The sequence below is a fragment of the Klebsiella sp. K5-45 genome, from assembly GCF_030128605.1.
In the GTDB taxonomy this organism is placed as follows: Bacteria; Pseudomonadota; Gammaproteobacteria; order Enterobacterales; family Enterobacteriaceae; genus Klebsiella; species Klebsiella quasipneumoniae.
Genome location: NZ_JAKUZW010000002.1, coordinates 253,977 through 279,103 on the forward strand (window position 1 = coordinate 253,977; position 25,127 = coordinate 279,103).

Below are 25,127 nucleotides of genomic sequence, written 5' to 3' on the forward strand. Positions count from 1 at the left end.
CGCTTACACGGATTATGTTCAGTAGCCCCTGCCGGCGGCCTCTATCTCAGTAAAACCTGAATCAGCTGTACGAAGATATACACTCCCGCTACCACTTGTATGATCCGAAAACCCCATCTGAAATAACGCCATTGATAACGTTCTCTGGCATCAGCCGCTTCAATGGCAGGATCAAAACGTTTTCTTTTCCTGGTTCTGAATGTATCGAATACCCACAGGACGAGAATGAAGATGATGATGACTTTTTCAAAGATTAGATGGTTCACAAAGAGAGATTCCGGTCTTCTCATGGTTACAGGCAGAATAGATAAACCGCATCGAGGTAGCAACCACTAAATGTTGGGGTACCTGAAGACGCAAGCCAGGTGTCTGTCTTATGGCTGCGTTAATGCATAGCAACGCCATGAAAGTGACATTCATTGCCGACACATGCTGCCGGGAGCCCCCTTCCCCTGAGCATCAGGCTGGGTGATAAAACGACGGCGGTTGCCCGGTCACGCGGCGGAACATGGTGGCGAAAGAGGACGCATTGTCGTATCCGAGGGATAAGGCCACTTCGTTCACCGGTTTCCCTGCTATCAACCATGCCAGGGCGCTCACCACGCAGGCTCGCTGTCGCCAGGCGGAAAATGACAGGCCCAGCTGCTTCAGGAAATGGCGGCGAAAGGTACTGGGACTCATAAACAGCGCCCTGGCCCAGCGCGCCGCAGGATCATGGATAGTGGGGTTAAGCAAAAAAGCCTGACAAAGCGCCAGCAGCGCCGGATGCTGTGGCAACGGAATGTCAAATTCGCGGACCGGCATGGCGGCCAGTTCCAGCAACATCAACTGTATCAGCATGCGATCGCGTGGGCTGTCGTACAACGGTGGTAAATCCACAGCCTCCAGCAGTAGCTGGCGCAACAGCGGCGAGACGCTGATCACTTCGCAACGATGGTGTTTAATGAAAGCGGACACACAATCTGGCTCAATATATAAGCTGCGCGTGGTCACCCCCACAAATCTGACAGCGTGCACGGTTTCAGGGGGGATCCAGACAGCGTGTTGCGGAGGAACCACCCATTCTCCGTCCTGCGTAGTGACATACATCAGTCCGGTCGCGCCATACAGCAGCTGTGCGCGGCGATGCTGGTGCGGGGGCAGGATAAACCCTTGCGCATAGTCATTACCTAACGCCACCACTTCGCGATCGAGCCGATCGACCTCGTCAATTTTTACGTTGCGCACATCTGTCTCCCTTTGACCGATTTACAAAGGTAATTGAGCGCTGTGCAAATGGGAAGTTGTACGCGACCGGTATAAGCTGCTCGCTCATTTTCAGGGCGGGGATATTCTGTTGAATGATATCGTTATTATTGCAATGGCAGGCTTTACTACCGGTATTACCACGGTGCTGTTCGGCTTCGGGGGCGGCTTTGTGGTGGTGCCCTTTGTCTATCAACTGATGCTCCGCCAGCCGGAACTCACGGAAAACGCTATGCACGTCGCGGTGGCTACCTCAACGGCGGTGATGATATTTAACGCCGGCTGGATCAGCTATCGTAACTGGCGGGCGGGCAAGCTTGCCGCACAGACGCTGTTTCCGTTGATATGGTTTATTGCCATTGGGGCAGTAGCAGGCTCCTGTCTGGCGGGGATATTTAGCGAGAATATCGTTCGCGCGCTGTTTATTCTCTATATGCTGGCAACCATCAGCGATTGTTTGTTGCGCAAGGGATTTTTCACGGGCAGCGCTCGGCGTCGGCTGTCACTGCCAATGGTCACCGGCGGCGGTGTGGTTATCGGTACGATTGCCGCATTGCTGGGCGTGGGCGGCAGCGTCATGACGGTGCCCCTGCTACGGCGACACGGGTATGCGATGCAGGAGTGCGTTAGCGCATCCAACCCGCTTTCTTTGCCCGTGGCGCTATGCGGCGCTGTGACCTATGCCATCATTGGCTGGCACACCATTCCGTTGAGCGGATTTCTGGGTTTTATCAGCCTGAAAATTCTAGGCCTGCTCGTCCTGACCGGCTGGGCAGGGATAGCGTTTAGCCGCCGGGCTATCCCTGCGGTACCGGATGTATGGTATGCACGCATCTATGTCCTGCTACTGTTCCTGGTGCTCCTCGCCATGCTGATTCAATAATCACGATTCATCACGGCGTCTTTCAGGGTTTATCGGTGCAAGAGTCGCGATCGGGTGATGCCCTCTCACCGGGGAGAGGGCAAGGAAAAGGGGCAGCAGGCTACCCGCGATACGGATGAACCTCGCGCCAGTGGTCGGCGATCTGCTGCCGGGTGCAGACCCACACCTTGTCGTGCTGCTGGATATAGTCGAGGAATCGCTGCAGCGCGCGGAAACGCCCCGGACGCCCAAGCAGCCGGCAGTGCATCCCCACGGACATCATCTTCGGCGCGGTTTCTCCCTCGGCGTACAGTACGTCAAAGCTGTCTTTCAGATAGGTATAAAACTGCTCCGCGGTGTTGAACCCCTGGGCGGTGGCAAAGCGCATGTCGTTGGCGTCGAGGGTATAAGGCACGATCAGGTGCGGTCGGCGGCTGCCGTCGCTGCAGGCCACTTCGCTCCAGAAGGGTAAATCATCACCGTAATAATCACTGTCATAGTCAAAGCCGCCGTGCTCCACCACCAGTTGGCGGGTGTTGGGACTGTCGCGGCCGGTATACCAGCCGGTGGGCGGCTTGCCGAACAGGTCGGTCAGCACCTGCACCGCTTTGTGCAGATGCTCTCGCTCCTCGGCGATATCCATGTGCTGATAGTGGATCCAGCGCCAGCCGTGGCTGACCACATCGTAATCCGCCGCCTTGATCGCCGCCACAATCTCCGGATGACGCGCTAGCGCCATCGCCACGCCGAAAACCGTCAGCGGCAGCCCTCGCTGGCTGAATTCGCGATGGATGCGCCAGAACCCGGCCCGACTGCCGTACTCATAGAGCGAGTCCATCGACATATGACGCGCCGGATAGCTGGCGGCGCCGATGATATCGGACAGGAACTGTTCCGAACCCGCATCGCCATGCAGGACGTGATTCTCCGCGCCTTCCTCATAGTTGAGGACGAACTGCACCGCGATCCGCGCCCCGCCCGGCCAGCGCGCGTGCGGCGGCTGCCCTGCATAACCTCGCAGATCGCGAGGATAGTGTTCCTGGTTCTCAACCATCTTCTGCCCCTTTTAAAATGGATTTAACGACTGAAATTGCCCGCTTAACGCCTTTTTCTCCGGGAACGCTAAGTCCCCGTGCTTGCTGGTCGCCAGGCCCAGCGCGACCAGCGACTCCACCATCTTCACCGCCGCGCTGACGCCATCGATCACCGGCACCCGCAGCTCGCGGGTCAGCTCCTGCGCCAGGGTCGCCATCCCGCCGCAGCCAAGGACTATCGCCCCGCTGCCATCCTCTTTCAGCGCGCGAATGCAGCGCTCGCGCACTTTCTCCTGCGCCAGGCCACTGCCGTCTTCCAGCGCCAGTACCGGCAAATCAATGGCGTGCAGCGCCGCGCAGTGTTGATGAAATCCGTACTGGTGCAGTAAATGACGGGCGATGATCAGCGTGCGCGGCAGCGTGGTCACAATGGAGAAACGGGTGGCGACCATCGTCGCCATATGCATCGCCGCTTCCGCAATGCCGATCACCGGCCCCTGGGCCAGTTCGCGCGCTGCCAGCAGCCCCGGGTCGCCGAAGCAGGCGATCACATGTCCATCCACCCCCTGCTCGCGTCCGGCCTTGATCTGCTCCAGCACACCGACCGCTGCGATGGCTTCGTCAAAATGGCCCTCAATTGACGGCACGCCGGCGCGGGGACAGACCGCAAGGATCTCGGTACCCGGCGCGGCGACCGCGCGCGCGGCGGCGCCTATCGTTTCGGTCATCGCCAGGCTGGTGTTGGGGTTGATCACTTGTATACAAACAAAAGACATCACGACTCCTTGTGACCGGCGAACAGCCGGGAAAAATCGGGCAGGCTGACGCCATCGCGCTCGAAGCACAGGCTGGCGACAATATGATCAAAATGGTGCATCAGCGCCTCGCTGAGCGGCTGCAGGGCTTTATCCCGCAGCAAACCGACCAGCTGCTGGTGATCGTCGCAGCGACAGCCCTGGCGCCAGGGTGCGCCCCAGGCGGCAATCACTAACGAGGAGCGCTGGCTGAGGCGGGTCACCATCTCAGTGAGCACCGGGTTGCCGGAGATAGCCTGCAGCTGAATGTGAAAGTCAGCGGAGTGGCGGATGGCCGCCGGGCCGTCGTGCGCCTCATGAGCCTGCTGCTCACGCTGAATAATGTTCTCCAGCGCCGCCAGATGCGGCGGCTGACAGCGCGCGATCACATCGGGCAGATTCGCGACCTCAAGCAGCGCCCGGGTGCGAAAGATCGCCTGGGACTCTTCCACACTCGGGCTGGTGACGTGTGCACCACGTTTGGGCGTTAATGTGACCAGTTGCACAGAGGCGAGTCGTTGCAGCACTTTTCTGATGCCGGTGCGGCTCACGGCGAACACTTCCGCCAGCGCCTCTTCCGGCAGTTTGCTGCCCGGCGGCAGCTGATGTTCGACGATAGCCGTCATCAGCGCCTGGTAAATGCTTTCGTCCTTATCCTGCAGCGCTGGCGCGGCCTGGAGACGATGTTCATTATTCATTAACCCACTCCGGTTTCACTTATCGATAGCAGATCGTATACATAAAATTTATTTTTTGTATACAAGATTCATCATTCTGGCCTGGATCCTGCAATAGCCTCAGCAATCCATATCAAAGGGTTTTCATTCAGAGGAGCAGGTTTCATGCCACATTCATCCCACACGCAGCAGACGAAGACTCACGAGGCGGCCGCCGGCTACAGTCCGCGGCTTTGTAATGACGATCTGGCGCCCACCCGCGACCAGAACTGGAGCTGGTACAATATCTTTTCGTTCTGGATGTCGGACGTGCACAGCATGGGCGGCTACGTGGTGGCGGCAAGCTTTTTTACGCTTGGGCTGGCCAGCTGGCAGGTTTTGCTCTGCCTGCTGGTGGGCATCTGTATTGTGCAGCTGTGCGCTAACCTGGTGGCGAAGCCCAGCCAGATGGCCGGGGTGCCTTACGCGGTGATCTGTCGTCAGGCGTTCGGTGTCTTCGGCGCCAATATCCCCGCGGTGATCCGCGGGCTAATCGCCTTCGCCTGGTACGGTATTCAAACCTATCTGGCGGCGAACGCCCTGATGCTGGTCCTGCTCAAGTTCTGGCCCTCCCTTTCCTCGCTGACCAGCAGCAGTTTCCTCGGGCTGTCGACCCTTGGCTGGCTCTGCTTCGCCACCATGTGGCTGCTGCAGGCGATGGTGTTCTGGCACGGCATGAACGCCATCAAGCGTTTTATCGATATCGCCGGTCCGGCGGTGTATGTGGTGATGTTGGCCCTGGCTGGCTGGATTGTATACAAGACCGGTCTGGATGGGATCTCCTTTACCCTCGCCAGCAAATCCCTCAGCGCTGGCGAGCAGACCTGGCAGATGATCACCGCCACGGCGCTGGTCGTCTCTTACTTCTCCGGGCCGCTGCTCAACTTCGGCGACTTTTCCCGCTACGGCAAAAGCATGGGCGAGATCCGCCGCGGCAACCGCTGGGGACTGCCGTTTAACTTCCTGCTGTTCTCGGTGGTCACCGTGGTGATTGTCTCCGGCACCCAGTCGCTGTTCGGCAAAATGATCACCGACCCGATTGAAACCGTCAGCCGCGTGGGCAACGATCTGGCGGTGGCCATCGGCCTGCTGACCATGATCACCGCCACTATCGGCATCAATATCGTGGCTAACTTCGTCTCGCCAGCCTTCGATTTTTCCAACTGCGCGCCGCAGAAAATCAGCTTCCGCGCCGGCGGGATGATCGCTGCGGTGGGCTCGATACTCCTGACGCCGTGGAACCTGTTTAACTCACCGGAGCTGATCCACTATACCCTCGACGTGCTGGGTGCCTTTATTGGCCCGCTGTTTGGCATCCTGATCGCCGACTTCTATCTGATCAAACGCGGCCGGGTGTCGGTGGACGACCTGTTTGACGATACGCCGAAGGGTAAATACTGGTACCGCAACGGCTTTAACCCGAAAGCCATTGCCGCCCTGCTGCCGTCGGTGGGCCTGGGACTGATTATCAGCTTTATTCCGGCCCTGCATGAAGTGGCGAACTTCAGCTGGTTTATCGGCGTCTTCCTCGGCGCGACCACCTACCGCTGGCTGGCTCGCGACGAGCGCGAAGTGCAGGCGAAAGCCGCCTTCCGCTCCGGCGCGGTGGCGCAAAAAGAGTAACCTTCCCCTTCTGCCGCGGCGTCTGGCCACGGCAGGCTGCAAACTGGCACCAATCTTGCTGTTTATCACTATTCCCAGAGTGTTAAGAGAAGGCAGGTTCGATGATGGATTACCAGACCGCGGTGCGCGGTGCATTTTTTGATATCGCCGGCGTGGCGGAGACCCCGGATGAGGTGGCCGCCCAGGCCCGCTATCTCGATGATGGCCTGTTGTTCTTGCAGGACGGAAAAATTGTCGCGCTGCTGCCATGGCAGGAGGGTGAAGCCTTTCTGCATCCGCTGAAGGGCTATGTTGACCTGCGGGGTAAACTGCTGTTGCCGGGGTTCGTCGATGCCCACGTCCACTATCCGCAGACCGAGATGATCGGCGCCTTTGGCGAACAGCTGCTGGAGTGGCTTACCACTTACACCTTCCCGGTGGAGAGCCAGTTTGCCGATGCGGAGTATGCCCAGGAGATAGCGCAGTTTTTTGTAAATCAATTGATAAGCCATGGAACCACCACCGCGCTGGTGTTTTGTACCCTGCATCCGGCCTCGGTGGAGGCGTTATTCAGCGAAGCGCTGCGCCTCAATATGCGCCTGATCGCCGGGAAAGTGATGATGGATCGCCATGTGCCCGACTACCTGTGCGAAACCGCCGGGGAGAGCTACGAGCAGACCCGGGGGCTGATCCGCCGCTGGCATCAGCGCGGCAGGCTGGGGTATGCCATTACCCCGCGCTTTGCTCCCACCTCGACGCCGGCGTTGCTGGAGGCGGTGCAGCGTCTGCGGGCCGAGTTTCCCGATACCTGGCTGCAGACGCATCTCAGTGAAAACCGCGAGGAGATCGCCTGGGTTAAGCAGCTGTGGCCGGAGCATGCGCGCTATCTGGATGTCTATCATCACTATCAGCTCACCGGCGAACGCAGCGTATTTGCTCACGGGATCCATCTTGATGATGCCGAGTGGCAGTGCCTGCATGACACCGGTTCCGCAGTCGCCTTCTGTCCGACCTCGAATCTGTTTCTCGGCAGCGGGTTGTTTCGCCTGCCCGCCTGCTGGCAGCACAAGGTGCGGATGGGTATCGGCAGCGACGTCGGGGCCGGGACCACCTTCAGCATGCTGCGGACGCTGGGCGAGGCCTACAAGGTAGGACAACTGCAAAGCTATCGCCTGCGCGCCAGCGAGGCCTTCTATCACGCCACCCTCGGCGGCGCGCGCGCCCTGCGGCTGGAAGAGAAGATTGGCAATTTTCAGCCGGGCAAAGAGGCCGATTTTGTGGTGATTGACCCGGCGGTCACTCCGCTGCAGCGTCTGCGGATGGGCCGCTGCCATGATATTTATGAGCAGCTGTTCGTACTGATGACCCTGGGTGATGAGCGCAATATCAGCGAGACGTGGGTGAACGGCGAGCGGGTGTGGTGTCAGGGTTAACCCTCACCCTGGCCCTCACACTGGGGGGAGAGGAAACCGTCTGGCTGCGGGGACGGTTATGGACCCCCTTCGCCCTGGTCTCTCCCGGGGGTAAGAAGGCGCTGGCCGGCGGCGGCTGGGTTAGTGGCCTTCAAAAACTCATCGCCAGTCCAACGCCATAGCCCGTGGTGTTATTGCCGAACATATAGCGCGCCACCAGCCGGGTGCGGGTGATAAAGACCGGGTATTTACTGCTGTCCAGCTCGAGTCCAATCCCCAGCGACGTTAAACCGGAGAAGCCCAGCGCCCCTCGCTGTTCGCCCAGATATGCAGTATGCGCCCCTTCCAGCACGTAGCGCAGCGGGTTGCCCAGCAGCGTCCAGTCAGCGATCGGCGCGCGGCGGCGCAGATACAGACCGAGATTCTCCGCGCTGGCCTCCCCCTGCACCACCTCGGCGCTGCTGCCGAAACTTTGCAGTTGCATATAGGAGTAACGCAGCTCGGCATCAATATCCTGGGTGGCGGAGAAGCGTTCATAATCCAGCATCAGCGCCCCGCCGAGCCCCCATGCATTGAACCGACCGCCGTCGAGGAACTGCAGATCGGCGTTGGTTTTTCGCTCAATTACCCAGCTGCCGAGGCGCGCATCGCTGGCCAGGGTGCCGAGCATCACATTGACGATCGGCCGCAGCACCAGGTTGCCGCCAAAGCGATCCCGGTGCAGCGAAAAATCCCAGCCGACGCCGCCGGTGGTGGTCAGGCTGTTCCACTTGGTGGGCACATTCCGCGTCTGTTCGCCATTGCTGACCACAAAACGCGGGTCGTAACGGCTGTAGCCCATCGTTCCTTCGAGATAGAGAGGAAACGACTCGCTCAGGGTCGCCCCGCCGCCAAACTGAGTAATGGCCAGGTTGTGTTTGTCGTTGCTCCCGGAGCCAATATTGAGATCGCTGGCGGTCACGTCGGGGACCACGGTATAGCTCATCAGGGTCAGGACAGCATCGGCACGCTGCTTGATGGCGTGACCGTTCGCCGCCAGCGTCGCCGGCGCGTAAAGCGAAAGTACCGACAGGAGAACGAAAAGACGCACCATATGTCGTTTGCCACCTCAGCGACAGGCTAACAATATTGCCACCTAAATCAGCAGGCTGGCGTTCACTCAGTATAGTCGGTGAGTCAGCCTGCGCGTCCGGCGGGGAGAAAAAGCATCGGGCTGGTCAGGCCGCGCCTCCGCGGCTATGCAGCAGTTCCACATTTTCAAACGGCAGGCGCGAGACCCGGTTGCGCCCACCATTTTTGGCCACATACAGCGCTTTATCGACGCGGGAAAAAAGCTGATCAATCGCTTCCCCGTCATGGTGTTCGGCCACGCCGATGCTCACCGTCACCGACAGCGTCTGATACTCGCTGACCGCCTGGCGGATCCCTTCCGCCAGTATCAGGGCGCGCGCTATCGGCGAATGGGGTAAAAAGAGCAGAAACTCTTCTCCCCCCCAGCGATAAATTTTATCTTCGCGATCCACCGACGTTTCCAGAATGCGGGAGATCACCAGCAGGACTTCATCCCCTTTTTGATGACCGTGAATATCATTAATACTTTTGAAATGATCGATATCGATTAACAGCAGACAAAAGCCTTGCGCGATAAATGACGGCGCATCGACGAGGCGATAAAATTCACGTCGATTAAGCAATCCGGTGAGCGGATCGTGGGCGGCAGAGAATTCCAGCTCTTTTTTCAGATGCACTTCCTCGGTGATATCGTGAATAATGCACAACATCGGTCGAATATTATAAAGCACTACGGGCCCGGCATAGGTTTGGACATGGCGCAGCGTACCGTCGGCTAAAATATGCGTAAAATTAAGCGGTTTATGCCCGCCTGGCATATTGGCAATATTATTCATGATGGGGATCACGTCCCGACCAAGGGTATTAATTTGCCAGGTATGTTTATTGCGCATTTCCTCATCGGAATAATGATAAAAACGCAGCGCCGCAATATTGGCATCGACAATTCGACCATCCTTACTGGGATCGATCAATAGCATCGGCGCGGTATTGGTCATAAAAAAACGGGCAAAAAAACCATTGTTGCGTCGCTGATAACGGCGGGAGCCGGTATGAATGGATTGATTTTGCGCCAGCAGCTTCACGGCTTCAAACAGCAATAAGGTACCGCTGTCGTCGGTGTCGACCAGGGTGGTTTTACAATATACCGACTGCAGGCCCTTGCCCGTCTGTAACGTCCAGACTTCAAATATCTCGGTCATCGTATCGAGATAGCGAAGATAATGCTGCAGCTGCGTTTCAGGACAGGTCGAATAGATACCGTTGCGCATCTCCTTCAGCGACATATCGCCGCTCAATGTCCGGGAAGCCGGATTGGCATAGACCACACTTTCAGTAAAAGGATGGACTACCCATATCGGCGTGCTTAATACATCAAAAACAGCCAGCTCTTTTAATAACATACAGGCCCCAAACCGACCCACTCCCGGCGCGGAACGGCACATTATTCAGTGCAGCCCTGACGCTGGCATAAAGTGATAGCAAAAAGTCATCGAGTAAACGTCATTACGCGCGTGCGCGGCAAGTATAGTCGGTTACAGGCCCAGCGACGCCCATCCGGAGCGACTTTGCGCACGGTTTAACCGACAAAGACGACACTGCCTTTATTATTAATTTTATTTCAATTGCATAGCAGCAATGCCAGAACAGGTAGTCGCTTTTGATCACAGACTGTGTATACCCGTCACACTTTACGCGGCAGGAACGCAGGCTTGTCCTGTGGCACGCAGATTGTCGCTGTTCTGCGCAGGGTTACCGTGATAGTTTCTATCATAACGCTCATTTTTAATGGTCATCACAGTGAAAAAATCCACCAGCAAAATCACGCTTTCCGACATTGCGCGTGAAGCTAACGTCGGCGTGGCCACCGTCGACCGGGTACTCAACAAGCGCGCGGCGGTGAAGGAATCGACCGCGTACCGCGTACTGGAGGCGGCACGACGACTGGGGTTTACCCTCGAGCAGCCCCACTATCGCCTGGCGGCGGGGAAAGCGCCGGTCACGGTCAGAATGGGGTTTATTCTGCTGCAGGAGACCCACTCCTTCTACCTGCCGCTGGCCCAGGCGCTGACGCGAGAGGCCGCCCCATGGCTACCGGCGGGCCAGGTGCCGGTGATACTACATTTTGCCATCGATGCGGTGGAAGCGATGGCTCAGGCCATTCACCGGCTAAGTGACGAAGTGGACGTGTTAGGCCTGGTGGCGCTGGATCACCCGCTGATTCGCCATGCGGTGGGCCGGGCCGCCGCCCGCGGCGTTCGCGTATTCACTCTACTTTCAGATCTGTCGGTTCCCCAGCGCAGCGGCTATATCGGCCTCGATAACCAAAAAGCCGGGCGCACCGCCGCCTGGTTTATCGACCGCTTATGCCGTGGCGAAGGCGAAATAGCCATTATCATTGGCGATAATCGTTTTACCTGTCAGGAAAGCTGTGAGATCAGCTTCCGCTCCTGCCTGCGTGAGCAGGGTAAAGGGCAGCAGATCCTCGAGCCGGTTCGCAGCCACGAACGGGCGGATGTCGCCAGAAGCGTAACGGAAAAGCTGCTCAGCCAGTACCCGGCCCTGCAGGCGATCTATGCTCCCTGCGGCGGCGTCGAAGGAATTGTAGGGCGCTGCGCGACAGCGGCCGCCAGCAGGCCGTCACCCTGGTCTGCCATGGCCCGCTAAGCGGCAGTGAACTGGCGCTGATCGACGGCACCATCGATGTCATTCTCAACCACCGGCTGGATGACCTGGCCGCCGCCACCCTGCGCGCCATGACGGAAGCCGTTTCGCGGCCGCCCAGCGACGTGATTTCGCACCCTCAGCCTTTCGATATCATCACCAAAGAAAATATGTAAACGCTCGCCCCGTCGCCAACGGGGCTGCCTCACGCCTGAACCACGCCTCGCCTCATTTTGATAAATAACTATCAAAAACAACCTCAATATAAATCATGATGGCCATCATAAAATCATCATTCCAATATTGTTGGCTATGAAATTTTCATTCAATACTCTGCGGCATCCCCTGTGAAAAAAGGAAGCCGACATGACACATCCTATCGCCAACGCCCCCTGCAGCTGGGGTGTGGATGACCCGAAAAACCCTGACCTTCCCGCCTGGGCTACCGTGCTGAAGGAGGCGGCGCAGGCCGGGTATCGCAGCATCGAGCTCGGCCCGTGGGGCTACCTGCCCACCGACCCGTCCAGCCTACGCGCGGCGCTGGAACAGCATCAGCTGTCGCTGGTCGCCGGGACGATCTTTGACGATCTGGTCAGCGAGGCCCATTACCCCACTCTGGAGGCGCTGACCCATCAAATATGCCGCAATCTGTCTCAGGTTCAGGCCGCCGAACCTATCCCGGGGCACCCTTTCCAGCCGCCCTATCTGGTGATTATCGACTTCGGCAACCCCGAGCGGGCGCGCTTTGCCGGACGCAGCGCGCTGGCTCCGCGCCTCAATGACCAGGACTGGCAGCGGATGATGGCGCACATTACCGCCCTCAGCACCCTCGCCTGGCGGGAGTACGGTGTGCGGGCGGTTATCCATCCCCACGCCGGGGGCTGCATCGAATTTGCCGATGAAATCGAGCGGCTGGCCAACGATATCCCGCACGACGTGGCGGGGTTGTGTCTGGATACCGGGCATCTCTACTACGCCGGAATGGATCCGCTCACCTGGCTGGATCGCTATTACGCGCGACTCGACTATCTGCACTTCAAGGATGTGGATCCGCAGGTTTACCAGCGCGCCATCGCCGAAGGCATCGACTTTTTCACCGCCTGCGCCGAAGGGGTGATGTGCCCGCTCGGCAGCGGCGCCATTGACTACCCGGCCATTAACGATTTCCTTGCCCGCCGCGGCTATCAGGGCTGGATAACTATTGAACAAGAGCGTGATCCGCGCCATGCCGCAGGCAGCCTGCAGGCGGTCACGGAGAGCCTGCGCTATCTGCGCGACGTTGGATTCTGACAGGAGACACCCCATGATTAACGGTTTAAGACCTCTCGATCGCACCCTGCGCTGGGGCATGGTCGGCGGCGGCGGCGGCAGCCAGATCGGCTATATTCACCGCTCTGCCGCCCTGCGCGATAACACCTTTGCGCTGCTGGCAGGCGCCTTTGATATTGATGCCGAACGCGGGCGCCAGTTCGGCCAACAGCTGGGGGTGGATCCCGATCGCTGTTACGCCGACTACCAGAGTCTGTTTCGCGGCGAGGCTGCCCGCCCGGACGGTATTCAGGCCGTGTCGATTGCCACGCCGAATAATACCCATTATGCCATCTGCCGGGCGGCGCTGGAGGCCGGGCTGCACGTGGTGTGCGAAAAGCCGCTGTGCTTCAGCAGCGAAGAGGCGGACGACCTGGTGGCCCTCAGCCAGCGGCAGCACAAAATCATCGGCGTGACCTACGGCTATGCCGGTCATCAGCTTATCCTCCAGGCCCGGCAGATGATCGCCGACGGACTGCTGGGCGACATCCGTATCGTCAATATGCAGTTTGCTCATGGTTTCCACGCCCAGCCGGTGGAGCAGGAAAACGCCAGTACCCGCTGGCGGGTCGATCCCCGCTTCGTCGGCCCCAGCTATGTGCTGGGGGATTTAGCCACCCACCCGCTGTTTCTGGTCGAAACCATGGCCCCGCAGCTGAAGATCGCCCGGCTGATGTGCGCCAGACAAAGCTTCGTCAAAAGCCGCGCGCCGCTGGAGGATAACGCGCAGGTGCTGATGGAGTATGACAACGGTGCCATCGGCTCGCTGTGGAGCTCCGCCGTTAACTGCGGCTCCATGCACGGGCAAAAGGTGCGCATCGTGGGGGAAAAGGCCAGTCTCGAATGGTGGGATGAACAGCCCAACCAGCTGCGTTACGAGGTGCAGGGCGAGCCAGCGCGCATTCTGGAGCGAGGCATGGACTATCTTGATCCGCTGGCGCGTCAGGATGATCGCATCGGCGGTGGTCACCCGGAGGGGCTGTTCGAGGCCTGGTCGAATCTCTATCGCCGCTTCGCCATCGCTATGGACGCCGCGGACCGGCGCGACGAAGCGCTGCTGGCCGACTTCTGGTATCCGGACGCCCGCGCCGGGGCGTTCGGCGTCCGCTGGGTGGAAAACTGCGTGCGCTCGGCCGACAACGGCGCCTGCTGGGTCGACTTCCGCTAACTCGCCGGCTCAGGGCCTAGCCCTGAGCCTTCCACGTTACTTTTCAATGCGCGCCAGCTGGGTTTTATCGGCCTCGCGGGCGCGATCGGCCAGCCCCTGAAACGCTGCGGCGCCATAGTATTGCTCGGGCGCCGGTAGAGCCTGCATATCGTGCCCCGGGTAGATCTGCAGCTCGCCGAGGTCGCGCAAGCGGAACCCCGCCACCTGCGAGGGCATGGTCAGGCGATATGGCGGCATGGTTTCGAAAGGGACCGGCGTCGGCAGCCGGTTTTCCTGCAGGTCGTAATTACGCTTCAGCACCAGAAATTTATCCGGCACCCGTCGGCGACTGTTCCACCAGTCGCCATCTATCCGCTGGAACATCGCTTCCGTCTCCCCTCGCGTGGCCACCATCAGCCGGGTCAGCGCCTTTTTCAGCGCCGCCTCCATGGCCTGGTTATACGCTTCCACTGACCCGCCATGGCCGCTAAGGATGACGTTAATCGCCAGCCTGGCGCCCAGTAAATTGGAATAGAGATCTTCCGGCGAAAACGCGGAGATCTCCTCAGAAAACCCCGGCACCGACTGGAAGCCATACCACTGGGCGATCTCATGCCACTGGGCGATTTCGAAGGCCAGATGCCCGGCGAGCCAGGCCGCCAGCTGATAGCGCTGCCTGACGCCCGGCGGCGGCGTAAAGGCATTCAGCTGAACGCGGCGCACCCCCAGCTCTTCGCTGTAGAATATGCGCCCCGCCTGGCCCAGCGTCGGCGAAATGCGATTGAACAGATAAAAGGTGTAATCCGCCGTGTCGCGCACATGGGCAATATCGATAAACCCGCCGCGACGGGTATAAATAAGCCCGTTTTGCTCCTCGCTCAGTCCCAGCAGATTTTTCACCGCCCCGAGCGCGCTGTCGTTGTAATGGTGCTTGCCCAGAGAATCCAGAGTCAGCACGTTACCAATCTGGTACACCGGGATGGGGATGCCCACCGCCCGCACGTGCAGGTCGTAACCAAAGGCGCAGCATGGCCGCAGCGATTCCGGCGGCGACAGCTCGCCCAGGGTGGGAACCGGATGGATCGCCGTCACCGCGGGCAATACCGGGTCCTGCGCCAGCGCCGGCAGCGCCAGCGCGAATAACAGCCATAAGGCTTTACGCATCAACAGCCTCTCCACAGCAACAAAAGAACGCGCATCTTACCGGCAGACGGCGCCTGCAGGTTTAGTTAAAAGCGGTATTCACCGGAGACAAAGAAGCTATTGCGGTCGTTAAAACCGAATTCAGTCAGCACGTTAAAGTTTTTGGTGACTTCATACTGGGCGCCAATCAGCATATTCCACGGCGAGGTCAGCTTTTGCTTAACGTCGAATTTGCCCTCGCCGTCTTTATTGACCGCGGCAATTAGGGGCTGCAGCTCTGGCGGCATGTGCAGGTCGGCGAGATCGCCCTTAAACTCCTGCTGCACGTCCTGATACATGCTGCCGACCCACAGGCTGAGATGGGACGGCCCGTCGATCCCCTGAAAACTGAAGCGGTAGCCGACGCGCGGCGAGACGGTGACCGCCGAAATGCTGCCGTCGAGGATATCGAAGTCGGTGCGGGTGTAGTTAGTATCCACCAACCCAAACCAGTTGCCGTAGCCGCCGGCGAGCGTAAAGCCGGTCCCCCAGGTGGTGCCTTTAAAATCAAGCGTAAAATCAATATTCTGCAGCTTTCCGCTTTGATAAAGCTGATGAACCGCGCCGGCGATGACCCGGTCCAGACCGCGAAACTGCGACGGATCTGAATCCACTGAGACCTGGGAGACGGACGACCCGCGGGTATGCCCCACCAGTCCGTATACGTTGAGGAACGGAAAGACCCACATATCAAGGCGCAGGTTTTCGGTTTTGCTCTTCTCGCGGGTGTGCCCGGCATCGATGGCGAACATATCGCTGGGAATGGGATGGTTGCCGAGCTTAAGCCCGGAAAAGGTAATACTGTCGACCATGATATCCTGTCGGATATTCATATAGCTCAGATTGACGCCGTAAGGTAACGGAATGGAATATCCCCTGGCGCGAGCCTCCTCGCCCCAGATCGGAAAATAGCTGTCGCTCTGGTCCGGCTCCGCAGCCGACGTGCCCCAGGCCGCTAACAGCAGCGTTAACACCGCGCCGGATGATCTCATTTTTGTTCTCATGTGTAGTTATAAACCCGAACCGACATTGAAATAGACCGCCTGTTCATGCTCGCTGAACGCCACGTCAATCCCGGTACGTAAACCGTACTGTCGCGCGATCAGGTATCGAAAACCGGCCCCCCATGCCACCTCTGACTCTTCCCATAGCGTATCCGCCGCGTCAGCGGCGCTCCCGGCGCCAACGAATCCCTGCAGGATCCAGCGCGGAGTAACCGCCCAGGCCAGCTGGGTTTGCGCCGTGGCCACGTAGTCGCCCTGATAGCGGTAGCGCGAAATCCCGCGCAACGCGATATAAGGACGCGCCATCGGCATCAGATGCTTATCATGGTGGGTTAAGGACTGATAATTGCCCGCGACCGCCAGGGTCAGCGTCTGGCTGAGCGGAATAAACACCTTTCCGTCCAGCGAAAAAGTGTTGTAGTGATAATCGCCCCCGAGCAGCGAACGGAAAAACCGATATTCCCCCTTCAGCGCTAACCCACTCTGAGGATAGAAAATATTATCGGTAGTGTCATATTCCGCCACCACCCCCAGCGCCGAAGAGGTGCTGTTTTGCCCGAGCACCTGCTGCCACACCCGGTTGACTCGTGGATTATCGGTAGAGACATCCGCCCGGGCATACACCTGGGAGGCCCCGAGGAACACCGGCGTGTCGCCCAGGCGAAACAACAGCTTTTGCAGCGCGGCGACGCCTTTGGTCTGCGTCTGCACCGGTTTAGCATGGCTGAAGCCGCCGGTGTCGCCGGAATAGATATCCAGATTGACGTTAGCGTAGCCGGCGCCCGCCAGGTAACGAATGCGATCATGCTGCCAGGTGTGACGATGACCGCCGCCAATAAACCAGGTGCCATTCTGCGTGGCGGCCCCGCCAAAAGCGGTGAGCGGCGGAGGAATAAACTGCCCGCCCTCCCGGCTACCTTTGCCGTGTAAAAACAGGCCAAACAGTCCGCCACCATAGCCGATGGCCGGCTCGGTTATCGCCAGCGGCACCGGCAGAAAACCGTAACGGTTTTCCGCCAGATACTGACTCATGTCGAGCATGCCATCTTCCGCATCGAACAGATCGGCGGCATCGCCAGGCGGGCACAACAGGAACAGAAGCGCCAGCGTGGACAGCGGGAATTTCATGCTCACTCCAGGGCGTTGGGGCGCGCACGACACGCGTGGCGAACAGGATTATTACAACGGAATAAGGAAAATATAACGTAACCGGAGAACCCTCACCAACGCGCAGTGGCCTGTTTTTTGGGTATTTTTGGATAAAAAAGAGCTGGCCGTCACAGAAAGCCGCCTTCGCTCCGCCGGACGGCGCGATGATTGTATTCATAAGGTGAATGTCGTATAACATAGCGCTACCGAGGGGTGTCCCGTGAGGGCTGAGATGGCGCAAGCCGAACCCTTTGAACCTGATCTGGGTCATGCCAGCGAAGGGACGGGTCGGCAATTTTGCCAGCATTACCGCCATTGCCTGTTCACACCCCTGCACGCCCGGATCTCCCCTGCACAACTGGAGGTCCTGTGATTGTTCCCGCGTTTAGCCAAGGTCTTTATGGCCGTTTACGCCAGCTGGCCGCCGCTGACTGGCAGCACTATGTGGCGCACCCTTTCGTCCGGCAGCTCGCCGAAGGCACCCTTGCTGAAAGCGCATTTCGTCGCTATCTCACCCAGGATTATCTGTTTCTGATCCATTTCGCCCGCAGCTACGCGCTGCTGGTGAGTAAACTGCGCACGCTGCCGGAGATGCGCGCCGCGGCCGCCTCCATGAACGCCATTCTTAACGAAGTGCCGCTGCACGTCGGCTACTGCGCCCAGTGGGGCATTAGCGAACCGGAGATGGCCGCCCAGCCTGAAGCGCCGGAAACCATCAACTATACCCGCTACGTGCTGGATATCGGCCATGCAGGCGACGCGCTGGATCTGCTGGTCGCTCTGATGCCCTGCGTAGCGGGTTACGCCGAAATCGGTCTGGGCCTGCTGCATCACCCCACCACCCGACTGGACGACAATCCTTACGCCTCGTGGATCCGCAACTACGGCGATGAAGGCTATCTGCAGGGCGTCAGCGCCGCGCTGGCGCTGCTGGAGACCGTGTGGCAACAGCGTGGAAGCGAGACCCGTATCACTGAACTGAGCGACATCTTCACCACCGCCACCCGCCTTGAGGCGCAGTTCTGGCAGATGGGGCTCAACGCCGCGGTGGAGTCCCGGGCGTGACGGCGCCAGGTATCGAGGTCCGCAATCTGAGCCTCCATTTCGGCGACCGCCGCCTGTTCGACAATCTGTCGCTGACGGTCCCCGGCGGCCAGTGGGTGTCGCTGCTCGGCGCCAGCGGGGCCGGAAAAACCAGCCTGCTGCGGGTCATGGCCGGCCTGGCCCCCGCCACCTGCGGGGAAGTGGTCGCCAGCGACGGCAAGCCGATACCCGGCCGCCTGGCGTGGATGGGGCAGAAAGATCTGCTTTACCCCTGGCTGAGCGTTCGGGAGAACGTCGCCCTCGGCGCGCGGCTGCGCGGTGAGAAAGTGGATCACGCCCGGGTCGCCACCCTGCTGGAACAGGTGGAGCTCGCCTCCTGCGCCGACGCCCGGCCGGCGACGCTCTCCGGCGGGATGCGTCAGCGCGCCGCGCTGGCCCGCACCCTGTATGAGGACCGGCCCATCGTGCTAATGGATGAGCCTTTCTCGGCGCTGGACACCCTCACCCGCACGCGCATTCAGACCCTCGCGGCCACTCTGCTGGCGGGGCGGACGGTGGTGCTGATCACCCACGATCCGCTGGAAGCCTGCCGGCTGAGCCACCGTCTGCTGGTCCTCTCGGCCGCCGACGGGGAGATCGACGACAGCCATCACCTCACCGGCGCGCCTCCGCGCGCGCCGGACGCGCCCGAGCTGTTGAACGCCCAGGCGGCGCTGCTGCAGCAGTTGATGAGGGCCCACTCATGAGCGGACGTCTCTGGCGCGGCGGCATGGTGTTCTGCGGACTGATGCTTCTCTGGGGGCTGGCCAGCCGCAGCGGCATTCCGCGCTTTCTTTTACCCTCCCCGGCGGCGGTCGCCGAGGCGCTGTGGGTCAATCGCGCCTATCTCGGCTGGCACACGCTGATTACCCTCAGCGAGATCCTCAGCGGCCTGGCGCTGGGGGTGGCGCTCGGCGTCACGCTGGCGCTGGGCATGATCCTCTCCCCGCGCCTGCAGCGCTGGCTGATGCCGCTGGTGCTCACCAGCCAGGCGATCCCGGTCTTTGCCCTCGCCCCGCTGCTGGTGCTGTGGCTGGGGTTTGGCATGAGCGCCAAAGTGGCGATGGCGGTGCTGGTGATTTTCTTTCCCGTCACTTCCGCCTTCTTTGACGGCTTGCGACGGGTCAACCACGACTATCTCGATCTGGCGCGCAGCATGAACGCCTCCTTTGGCGCTCAGCTACGGCATGTCCGCCTGATGGCCGCCCTGCCGGCGCTGGGCTCGGGCCTGCGCATGGCGGCGGCGGTGGCCCCCATCGGCGCCATTATCGGCGAATGGGTCGGCTCCGCCGAGGGACTGGGCTACGTCATGCTCAATGCCAACGCGCGGCTGCAAACCGATATCTGCTTCGCCGCGCTGTTTATTTTAGTGCTGCTGACCCTCTTCCTGTGGCTGGCGGTAGACACCCTGCTGCACCGGCTGATCGACTGGTCGCCGGAATAATCATGAAGTAATAAAGGAAAACAGATGAAAACGTCGCTTTTCGCCGGGGCAACCCTGACGACGCTGCTCAGCGGTCACGCGCTGGCCAATGAACCGCTCACCCTGGTGCTGGACTGGTATATTAACCCCGACCATGCGCCGATTATGGTGGCCGAGCAGATCGGCGCCTTTAAGGCCCAGGGTCTGGACGTCAAGATTGTCCCTCCGTCGGATCCGGCGCTGCCGCCCCGTATGGTGGCCGCCCGTCAGGCAGACCTGGCCATCACCTACCAGCCGCAGGTGCACTTCTTCGCTGACGAAGGATTACCGCTGGTGCGCGTGGGCACCCTGATCAACTCGCCGCTGAATACGGTGATCGCCCTCGATAAGCAGATCAAAACCCCGGCGGATCTGCAAGGCAGGAAGGTGGGTTACTCGGTCAGCGGCATTGAGCAGGCCACCCTGGCGACCATGGCGCAGCATTCGGGGATCGATCCGGCCAGTATCAAGCTGGTCAACGTCAATTTTCAGCTGACCAGCGCTCTGCTGGCGGGCCAGGTGGACGCGGTCATCGGCGGCTATCGTAATATAGAAGCGCAGGAGCTGAAGCTGCAGGGCAAAGCTCCGGTGGTGATGAACGTCGAGGATTACGGCGTGCCGGCCTATGACGAGCTGGTGATTGTCGCCCACCGCGACGCGATTCATGAGGCGAAAATCCGTAAATTCCTCACCGCCCTGCAGGCCGGGGTCAGCTACCTGCGCGCCCATCCGCAGGAGAGCTGGGAGGCGTTCGCCGCCGCGCACCCGGAGCTGAAGACCGAGCTTAACCATCAGGCGTGGCTGCAAACCGTGCCGCTGTTCGCCACCGATCCGGCGGCGCTGGATAAAGCGCGCTATGACACTTACGAACAGTTTTTATATAACAATAAGTTGGTGAAAAAAGTTACACCTTTAACAAATTATGCGGTTGAGCTGCATTGACTCTTGCTATCGCTGACGGAAGGCTTTCCGTCAGCGCTTTAACGCAGCGGCAATAAAAATATAGAGACTTTCTCACTAATAATTACACTTTAAAGGGTTATCGTTACCTTGGGTTGTTTTATTATAATTCAGCAGGTTATGTTAATTTTTACCCCGGTAAGAATAGCGTCAAAATAACGCAATCAATAAAACGTTGAATGCGGATTTAAAAAGCCATATATTGTGCGCGCTTTATGAATGCCAATTCAATTCCTTACACCAATTATTCAACCAGCGTTCAACCGCAATGCTGGTTGTGGGAGTGATATGATGACGGATAAAGTCCGTATTGATACTTTACGTGCTGATTTATTAGACGCAAACAACGAAACCTTTTTGGCCCGTCAGGCCGAATTTGAATCGAATGTCAGGAGTTACCCGCGTAAGTTACCGCTGGCTATCACTAAAGCTGAAGGCGTGTGGCTGACGGATGCGGATAACAAACAGTACCTGGACTGCCTCGCCGGCGCCGGTACTCTCGCTCTGGGCCACAACCACCCTGATGTATTGCAGAGCATCCAAAGTGTCATTACCAGCGGCTTGCCGTTACATACTCTCGATCTGACTACCCCGTTAAAAGATCGTTTCTCCGAATACCTGCTCTCTTGCCTGCCGGGCGAAGGGAAAGAGTATTGCCTGCAGTTCACCGGTCCTTCCGGGGCTGACGCCGTGGAAGCGGCGCTGAAGCTGGCGAAAAAATACACCGGCCGTTCCGCGGTGATCAGCTTCTCCGGCGGCTATCACGGGATGACCCATGGCGCGCTGTCCGTCACTGGCAACCTGTCGCCGAAAGCGGCGGTCAACGGCATGATGCCGGAAGTCCAGTTCATGCCTTACCCGCACCTGTATCGTTGCCCGCTGGGCATCGGCGGCGAAGCCGGCGTCAAAGCGCTAACCTACTACTTCGAAAACCTGATCAAGGACGTAGAGAGCGGCGTCCGTAAACCGGCGGCGGTTATCCTCGAAGCCGTTCAGGGCGAAGGCGGCGTGAACCCGGCGCCGGTCGAGTGGCTGCAGCGCATCCGCAAAGTGACCGAAGAGCACGGCATTCTGCTGATCGTCGATGAAGTGCAGGCTGGCTTTGCCCGTACCGGTAAATTCTTCGCCTTCGAACACGCCGGTATTCAGCCGGACATCATCGTGATGTCGAAAGCGGTTGGCGGCGGTCTGCCGCTGGCGGTGCTGGGCATTAAAAAGCAGTTCGACGCCTGGGAACCGGGTCACCACACCGGCACCTTCCGCGGCAACCAGCTGGCGATGGCTACCGGCCTGACCACCCTGCGTCATCTGCGCGACAACAAGATTGCTGACAAAGTCGCCGCCCAGGGCGAGTGGCTGAAAGGCAAACTGGCGGAGCTGCAGAAGCGCTACCCGGTAATCGGCCACGTTCGCGGTCTCGGTCTGATGATCGGTATCGAAATCGTCAAGCCGAACGAAGCGCAGGATCACATGGGTTGCTACCCGGCTGACGGCGAACTCTCTGCCCTGCTGCAGAAGAAATGCTTCGAAGCGGGCCTGATTCTGGAGCGCGGTGGCCGTCACGGCTGCGTGCTGCGCCTGCTGCCGTCCCTGCTGATCAGCAACGCGGAACTGGATGTGTTCCTCGACAAATTTGAACAGGCCCTGCTGGCCGCCGGCGTAAAACCGGTCTGAGTGGAGTAAGTGACCACCATGTCCACATTGAATCCGATTCTTGCTGGTTCGGCGCAGAGCGTTGAGGCCTATCAGCAGGTTATCGAGCAGACCAGTCAGGCCGTTGTGCAGTGGCTGAAGCAACCTGAGATGTATCAGGGGAAAAGCGTTGACGAACTGCGTGAGCGTATCTCCCTTGAGTTTAACGAACAGGGTTTGGGTAACCAGGCGGCGATTGACCGTGCAATCGAGTACTTCCTGAAAGACAGTCTGTCGGTGCATCACCCGCAGTGCGTGGCGCACCTGCACTGCCCGAGCCTGGTGATTAGCCAGGCGGCGGAAGTGTTGATCAACGCCACCAACCAGAGCATGGACTCCTGGGACCAGAGCCCGTCGGCGACCATCATTGAGATGAAGCTGATCGAGTGGCTGCGCGCCCGGGTCGGCTATCCGGCAGGCGACGCCGGCGTCTTCACCAGCGGCGGCACCCAGAGCAATCTGATGGGGCTGATGCTGGCGCGCGACGCCTTCTTTGCCCGTCAGGGACACTCCATCCAGCAGGATGGGCTGCCGGGGGATATCCGCAAGTACAAAGTACTGTGCTCCGAAAACGCCCACTTCTCCGTGCAGAAGAACATGGCGCTGATGGGGCTCGGCTACCGCTCGGTCACGCTGGTGAAAACCGACGAATTCGCGCGGATGGACGTGGCCGATCTGCAGGCGAAGATTGCGCAAGCGCAGGCTAACGGCGAGCAGATCATGGCGATCGTCGCCACCGCCGGCACCACCGACGCGGGGGCTATCGACCCGCTGCGCGACATCGCCGGTATCGCCGCGGAGCATCAGATCTGGCTGCACGTTGACGCAGCATGGGGCGGCGCGCTGCTGCTGTCTGAGCAGTATCGCGACTATCTTGACGGTCTGGAGCTGGTGGATTCCGTTACCCTGGACTTCCACAAGCAGTTTTTCCAGACCATCAGCTGCGGCGCGTTCCTGCTGAAGGATGCCCGCCATTACGAGCTGATGCGTTATCAGGCGGCCTATCTCAACTCCGAGTTCGATGAAGAACACGGCGTGCCGAACCTGGTGTCCAAATCGCTGCAGACCACCCGACGCTTCGATGCGCTGAAGCTGTGGATGGGCCTCGAAGCGCTGGGCCAGAAGCAGTATGCCGCGATCATCGATCACGGCGTCACCATGGCGAAAAACGTCGCGGAGTACGTGAAGTCTCAGCCGACGCTGGAGCTGGTGATGCAGCCGCAGCTAGCGAGCGTGCTGTTCCGTTCCCGTCCGGCGCAGATGGCGCAGAGCGACGCGGCGGTAATCGCCCTGCTCAACCAGCGCGTCGGCGACGCCCTGCTGACTTCCGGCCGCGCTAACGTCGGCGTGACCGAGCACAACGGCGTTACCTGCCTGAAGCTGACCCTGCTGAACCCGGTGGTGACGCTGGATGATGTGAAGGTCCTGCTGAGCCTGGTGGAGCGCACCGCTCAGGAGCTGCTGGCGCAATAATCTGCCTGAGCGAGGCGGCGTCTGTCGCCCCGCTCAACGGCCAGCCCAGCCAGTACTAAGCCGATAAGTTCTCTTATCGGCTTTTTTTATGCCTGCCTGCGCTACCGACGCGCTTCTACGCTTCTCGCCGTAGGTTCGTTGACGCCTGCCCGCCGCGATGCCACAGTATGGTCCCGATAATGGCAATCGCCAGAACCTAACGTCCCGGTAATAAGGATGATAATGGAGAAACGCTTACCCGGCCTCGATCTCGACGCCCTGCGCAGCTTTGTGACCGGCATGGAGTGCGGCAGCTTCGCCCTGGCGGCGCAGCGTCTGGCGCGCTCCACCTCCGCCGTCAGCGCCCAGCTTAAAAAGCTGGAGGGCCAGTGCGGCGCCGCGCTGGTGGTTAAGCAGGGGCGGCACCTGGCGCTGACCGCGGAAGGCGAAAAGTTAATGAGCTACGCCAGACGGCTGCTGGCGCTCAATGATGAAACCCTGCGCGCGCTGCAGGGCGAGCGGCTCACCGGCGAAATTCACCTTGGCATGCAGGAAGATTTTGGCGAATCGCTGATGCCGGGGATCCTTGGGCAGTTTACCCGCCACCATCCGCAGGTACGGATAGTCGCGAGGGTGGATCGCAATGGCCCGCTGCGCCAGGCGCTGGCGGAGGAGACGCTGGATCTGGCGCTGCTGTGGCAAACCGAAGATCAGGGTCCGGGGCTGGGCCGCTGTCCGCTGGCGTGGATTGCGCATCCTGACTTTGACGTTCGCGCGCGGCTGGCGTCCGGCGAGCCGCTGCCGCTGGTGATGTTCGACAGCCCGTGCCTGATGCGTTCCCGCGCCATTGCCTGTCTCGATGCCGCTGGGATCCCCTGGCAGGTGGTGTTCGTCAGCCACAGCCTGAGCGGCATCTGGGCGGCGGTGCAGGCCGGCCTGGGGCTGACGGTTCGCACCCGCATCGGCATGCCCGGCAATCTGCGCCCCGCCGGCGGACTGCTGCCATCCCCTGGCAGTCTGGCCGTCAGTCTGCAACAAACCCCGCGTCAGGAACCCCATTCCGCCGCGGTCGCGCTGCTCGGCGAACTGATGACCGAAGCCCTGCAGGGGTGGGTTGAAAGGTGACAGTGTCACGATAACTCCCCTAACCCTCTCCCGAAGGGAGAGGGAACCGTTCGGCAGTCACCGGCAAGGGGTATTCTGCGCCGTTCCCGTTTCAGTGCCCGGTGGCGGCTGCGCCTTACCGGGCCTACATTCTTCCTACGCGCTCCCGTAGGCCGGGCAAGCG

At 59.9% G+C, this 25,127-nt stretch carries 21 protein-coding genes, 2 pseudogenes and 1 riboswitch; of the genes and pseudogenes, 13 read left to right on the forward strand and 10 right to left on the reverse strand.

The features are described from left to right. Positions 1 to 41: 41 nt before the first annotated feature. Positions 42 to 266: a hypothetical protein gene (locus MKS11_RS05215; RefSeq protein ID WP_004202530.1), complete on the reverse strand. Its 225-nt coding sequence runs from the start codon at positions 264 to 266 to the stop codon at positions 42 to 44. A gap of 193 nt (positions 267 to 459) precedes the next feature. Then, on the reverse strand, positions 460 to 1,227 hold the full coding sequence (locus tag MKS11_RS05220) for a helix-turn-helix domain-containing protein (RefSeq protein WP_087771392.1): 768 nt from the start codon (positions 1,225 to 1,227) through the stop codon (positions 460 to 462). Positions 1,228 to 1,336: 109 nt separating this feature from the next. On the opposite strand from MKS11_RS05220, the gene MKS11_RS05225 reads away from it, so the two are divergent. Further along, entirely contained in the window at positions 1,337 to 2,128 is a 792-nt protein-coding gene (locus tag MKS11_RS05225) for a sulfite exporter TauE/SafE family protein (protein WP_048294888.1), read from the forward strand. A gap of 100 nt (positions 2,129 to 2,228) precedes the next feature. Here MKS11_RS05225 and puuE read toward each other — a convergent pair whose 3' ends face one another. The 3 genes and pseudogenes from puuE to MKS11_RS05240 all read right to left on the reverse strand — a co-directional run bounded on the left by puuE (position 2,229) and on the right by MKS11_RS05240 (position 4,633). Continuing rightward, positions 2,229 to 3,128 (reverse strand): allantoinase PuuE, encoded by a 900-nt coding sequence (gene puuE, locus MKS11_RS05230; RefSeq protein WP_223171644.1) that lies wholly within the window; start codon positions 3,126 to 3,128, stop codon positions 2,229 to 2,231. Then, a pseudogene (hpxA, locus tag MKS11_RS05235) lies at positions 3,046 to 3,917 on the reverse strand (allantoin racemase). The gene puuE and the pseudogene hpxA overlap by 83 nt, the downstream one beginning before the upstream one ends. Continuing rightward, complete coding sequence (locus MKS11_RS05240) at positions 3,917 to 4,633, reverse strand: GntR family transcriptional regulator (RefSeq protein WP_284109431.1); 717 nt, start codon at positions 4,631 to 4,633, stop codon at positions 3,917 to 3,919. Before MKS11_RS05240 ends, hpxA begins: the two are co-directional and overlap by 1 nt. A gap of 144 nt (positions 4,634 to 4,777) precedes the next feature. On the opposite strand from MKS11_RS05240, the gene MKS11_RS05245 reads away from it, so the two are divergent. Continuing rightward, on the forward strand, positions 4,778 to 6,274 hold the full coding sequence (locus tag MKS11_RS05245) for an NCS1 family nucleobase:cation symporter-1 (protein ID WP_002905524.1): 1,497 nt from the start codon (positions 4,778 to 4,780) through the stop codon (positions 6,272 to 6,274). Positions 6,275 to 6,375: 101 nt separating this feature from the next. Then, on the forward strand, positions 6,376 to 7,686 hold the full coding sequence (gene guaD / locus MKS11_RS05250; protein ID WP_087771394.1) for a guanine deaminase: 1,311 nt from the start codon (positions 6,376 to 6,378) through the stop codon (positions 7,684 to 7,686). 130 nt (positions 7,687 to 7,816) lie between these two features. On the opposite strand, the gene MKS11_RS05255 is transcribed toward guaD, so the two are convergent. Both MKS11_RS05255 and MKS11_RS05260 read right to left on the reverse strand, forming a co-directional pair. After that, entirely contained in the window at positions 7,817 to 8,758 is a 942-nt protein-coding gene (locus tag MKS11_RS05255; RefSeq protein WP_087771395.1) for a hypothetical protein, read from the reverse strand. A gap of 124 nt (positions 8,759 to 8,882) precedes the next feature. Further along, on the reverse strand, positions 8,883 to 10,139 hold the full coding sequence (locus MKS11_RS05260; protein WP_284109432.1) for a sensor domain-containing diguanylate cyclase: 1,257 nt from the start codon (positions 10,137 to 10,139) through the stop codon (positions 8,883 to 8,885). Between the two features lie 397 nt (positions 10,140 to 10,536). Between MKS11_RS05260 and MKS11_RS05265 the strand changes: the two are divergent. The 3 genes and pseudogenes from MKS11_RS05265 to MKS11_RS05275 all read left to right on the forward strand — a co-directional run bounded on the left by MKS11_RS05265 (position 10,537) and on the right by MKS11_RS05275 (position 13,876). Continuing rightward, positions 10,537 to 11,576, forward strand: a pseudogene (locus MKS11_RS05265) (LacI family DNA-binding transcriptional regulator). Positions 11,577 to 11,766: 190 nt separating this feature from the next. After that, the gene (locus MKS11_RS05270; protein WP_087771397.1) at positions 11,767 to 12,690 is read left to right on the forward strand and encodes a TIM barrel protein; all 924 of its coding nucleotides are present in this window, start codon (positions 11,767 to 11,769) and stop codon (positions 12,688 to 12,690) included. Between the two features lie 13 nt (positions 12,691 to 12,703). After that, entirely contained in the window at positions 12,704 to 13,876 is a 1,173-nt protein-coding gene (locus MKS11_RS05275) for a Gfo/Idh/MocA family protein (RefSeq protein ID WP_043519608.1), read from the forward strand. 36 nt (positions 13,877 to 13,912) lie between these two features. On the opposite strand, the gene MKS11_RS05280 is transcribed toward MKS11_RS05275, so the two are convergent. From MKS11_RS05280 to MKS11_RS05290, 3 genes are all read right to left on the reverse strand, one after another. After that, positions 13,913 to 15,019, reverse strand: a complete 1,107-nt coding sequence (locus tag MKS11_RS05280) for a DUF4056 domain-containing protein (RefSeq protein WP_004202562.1) — start codon at positions 15,017 to 15,019, stop codon at positions 13,913 to 13,915. A gap of 65 nt (positions 15,020 to 15,084) precedes the next feature. Further along, positions 15,085 to 16,029 (reverse strand): hypothetical protein, encoded by a 945-nt coding sequence (locus MKS11_RS05285; RefSeq protein ID WP_064177796.1) that lies wholly within the window; start codon positions 16,027 to 16,029, stop codon positions 15,085 to 15,087. Between the two features lie 18 nt (positions 16,030 to 16,047). Continuing rightward, a complete protein-coding gene (locus tag MKS11_RS05290) occupies positions 16,048 to 17,169 on the reverse strand; it encodes a BamA/TamA family outer membrane protein (RefSeq protein ID WP_057215404.1) in 1,122 nt (373 codons plus the stop codon). 220 nt (positions 17,170 to 17,389) lie between these two features. Further along, positions 17,390 to 17,491: riboswitch (TPP riboswitch) on the forward strand. A gap of 68 nt (positions 17,492 to 17,559) precedes the next feature. Between MKS11_RS05290 and MKS11_RS05295 the strand changes: the two genes are divergently transcribed. The 7 genes from MKS11_RS05295 to MKS11_RS05325 all read left to right on the forward strand — a co-directional run bounded on the left by MKS11_RS05295 (position 17,560) and on the right by MKS11_RS05325 (position 24,964). Further along, positions 17,560 to 18,255 carry a TenA family protein gene (locus MKS11_RS05295; protein WP_043519610.1) on the forward strand — a complete coding sequence of 232 codons (696 nt, stop codon included), beginning with the start codon at positions 17,560 to 17,562 and terminating at the stop codon, positions 18,253 to 18,255. Next, positions 18,252 to 18,980, forward strand: a complete 729-nt coding sequence (locus MKS11_RS05300) for an ABC transporter ATP-binding protein (RefSeq protein WP_043519611.1) — start codon at positions 18,252 to 18,254, stop codon at positions 18,978 to 18,980. Before MKS11_RS05295 ends, MKS11_RS05300 begins: the two co-directional genes overlap by 4 nt. Then, the gene (locus MKS11_RS05305) at positions 18,977 to 19,717 is read left to right on the forward strand and encodes an ABC transporter permease (protein WP_043519612.1); all 741 of its coding nucleotides are present in this window, start codon (positions 18,977 to 18,979) and stop codon (positions 19,715 to 19,717) included. The genes MKS11_RS05300 and MKS11_RS05305 overlap by 4 nt, the downstream gene beginning before the upstream one ends. A 24-nt stretch (positions 19,718 to 19,741) precedes the next feature. After that, complete coding sequence (locus MKS11_RS05310; protein WP_064189655.1) at positions 19,742 to 20,677, forward strand: ABC transporter substrate-binding protein; 936 nt, start codon at positions 19,742 to 19,744, stop codon at positions 20,675 to 20,677. Positions 20,678 to 20,983: 306 nt separating this feature from the next. After that, positions 20,984 to 22,369, forward strand: a complete 1,386-nt coding sequence (locus MKS11_RS05315) for a diaminobutyrate--2-oxoglutarate transaminase (RefSeq protein WP_284109433.1) — start codon at positions 20,984 to 20,986, stop codon at positions 22,367 to 22,369. A gap of 9 nt (positions 22,370 to 22,378) precedes the next feature. After that, positions 22,379 to 23,860 carry an aspartate aminotransferase family protein gene (locus MKS11_RS05320; protein ID WP_284109434.1) on the forward strand — a complete coding sequence of 494 codons (1,482 nt, stop codon included), beginning with the start codon at positions 22,379 to 22,381 and terminating at the stop codon, positions 23,858 to 23,860. Between the two features lie 210 nt (positions 23,861 to 24,070). After that, a complete protein-coding gene (locus tag MKS11_RS05325; RefSeq protein WP_087771400.1) occupies positions 24,071 to 24,964 on the forward strand; it encodes a LysR substrate-binding domain-containing protein in 894 nt (297 codons plus the stop codon). Positions 24,965 to 25,127 lie beyond the last annotated feature (163 nt).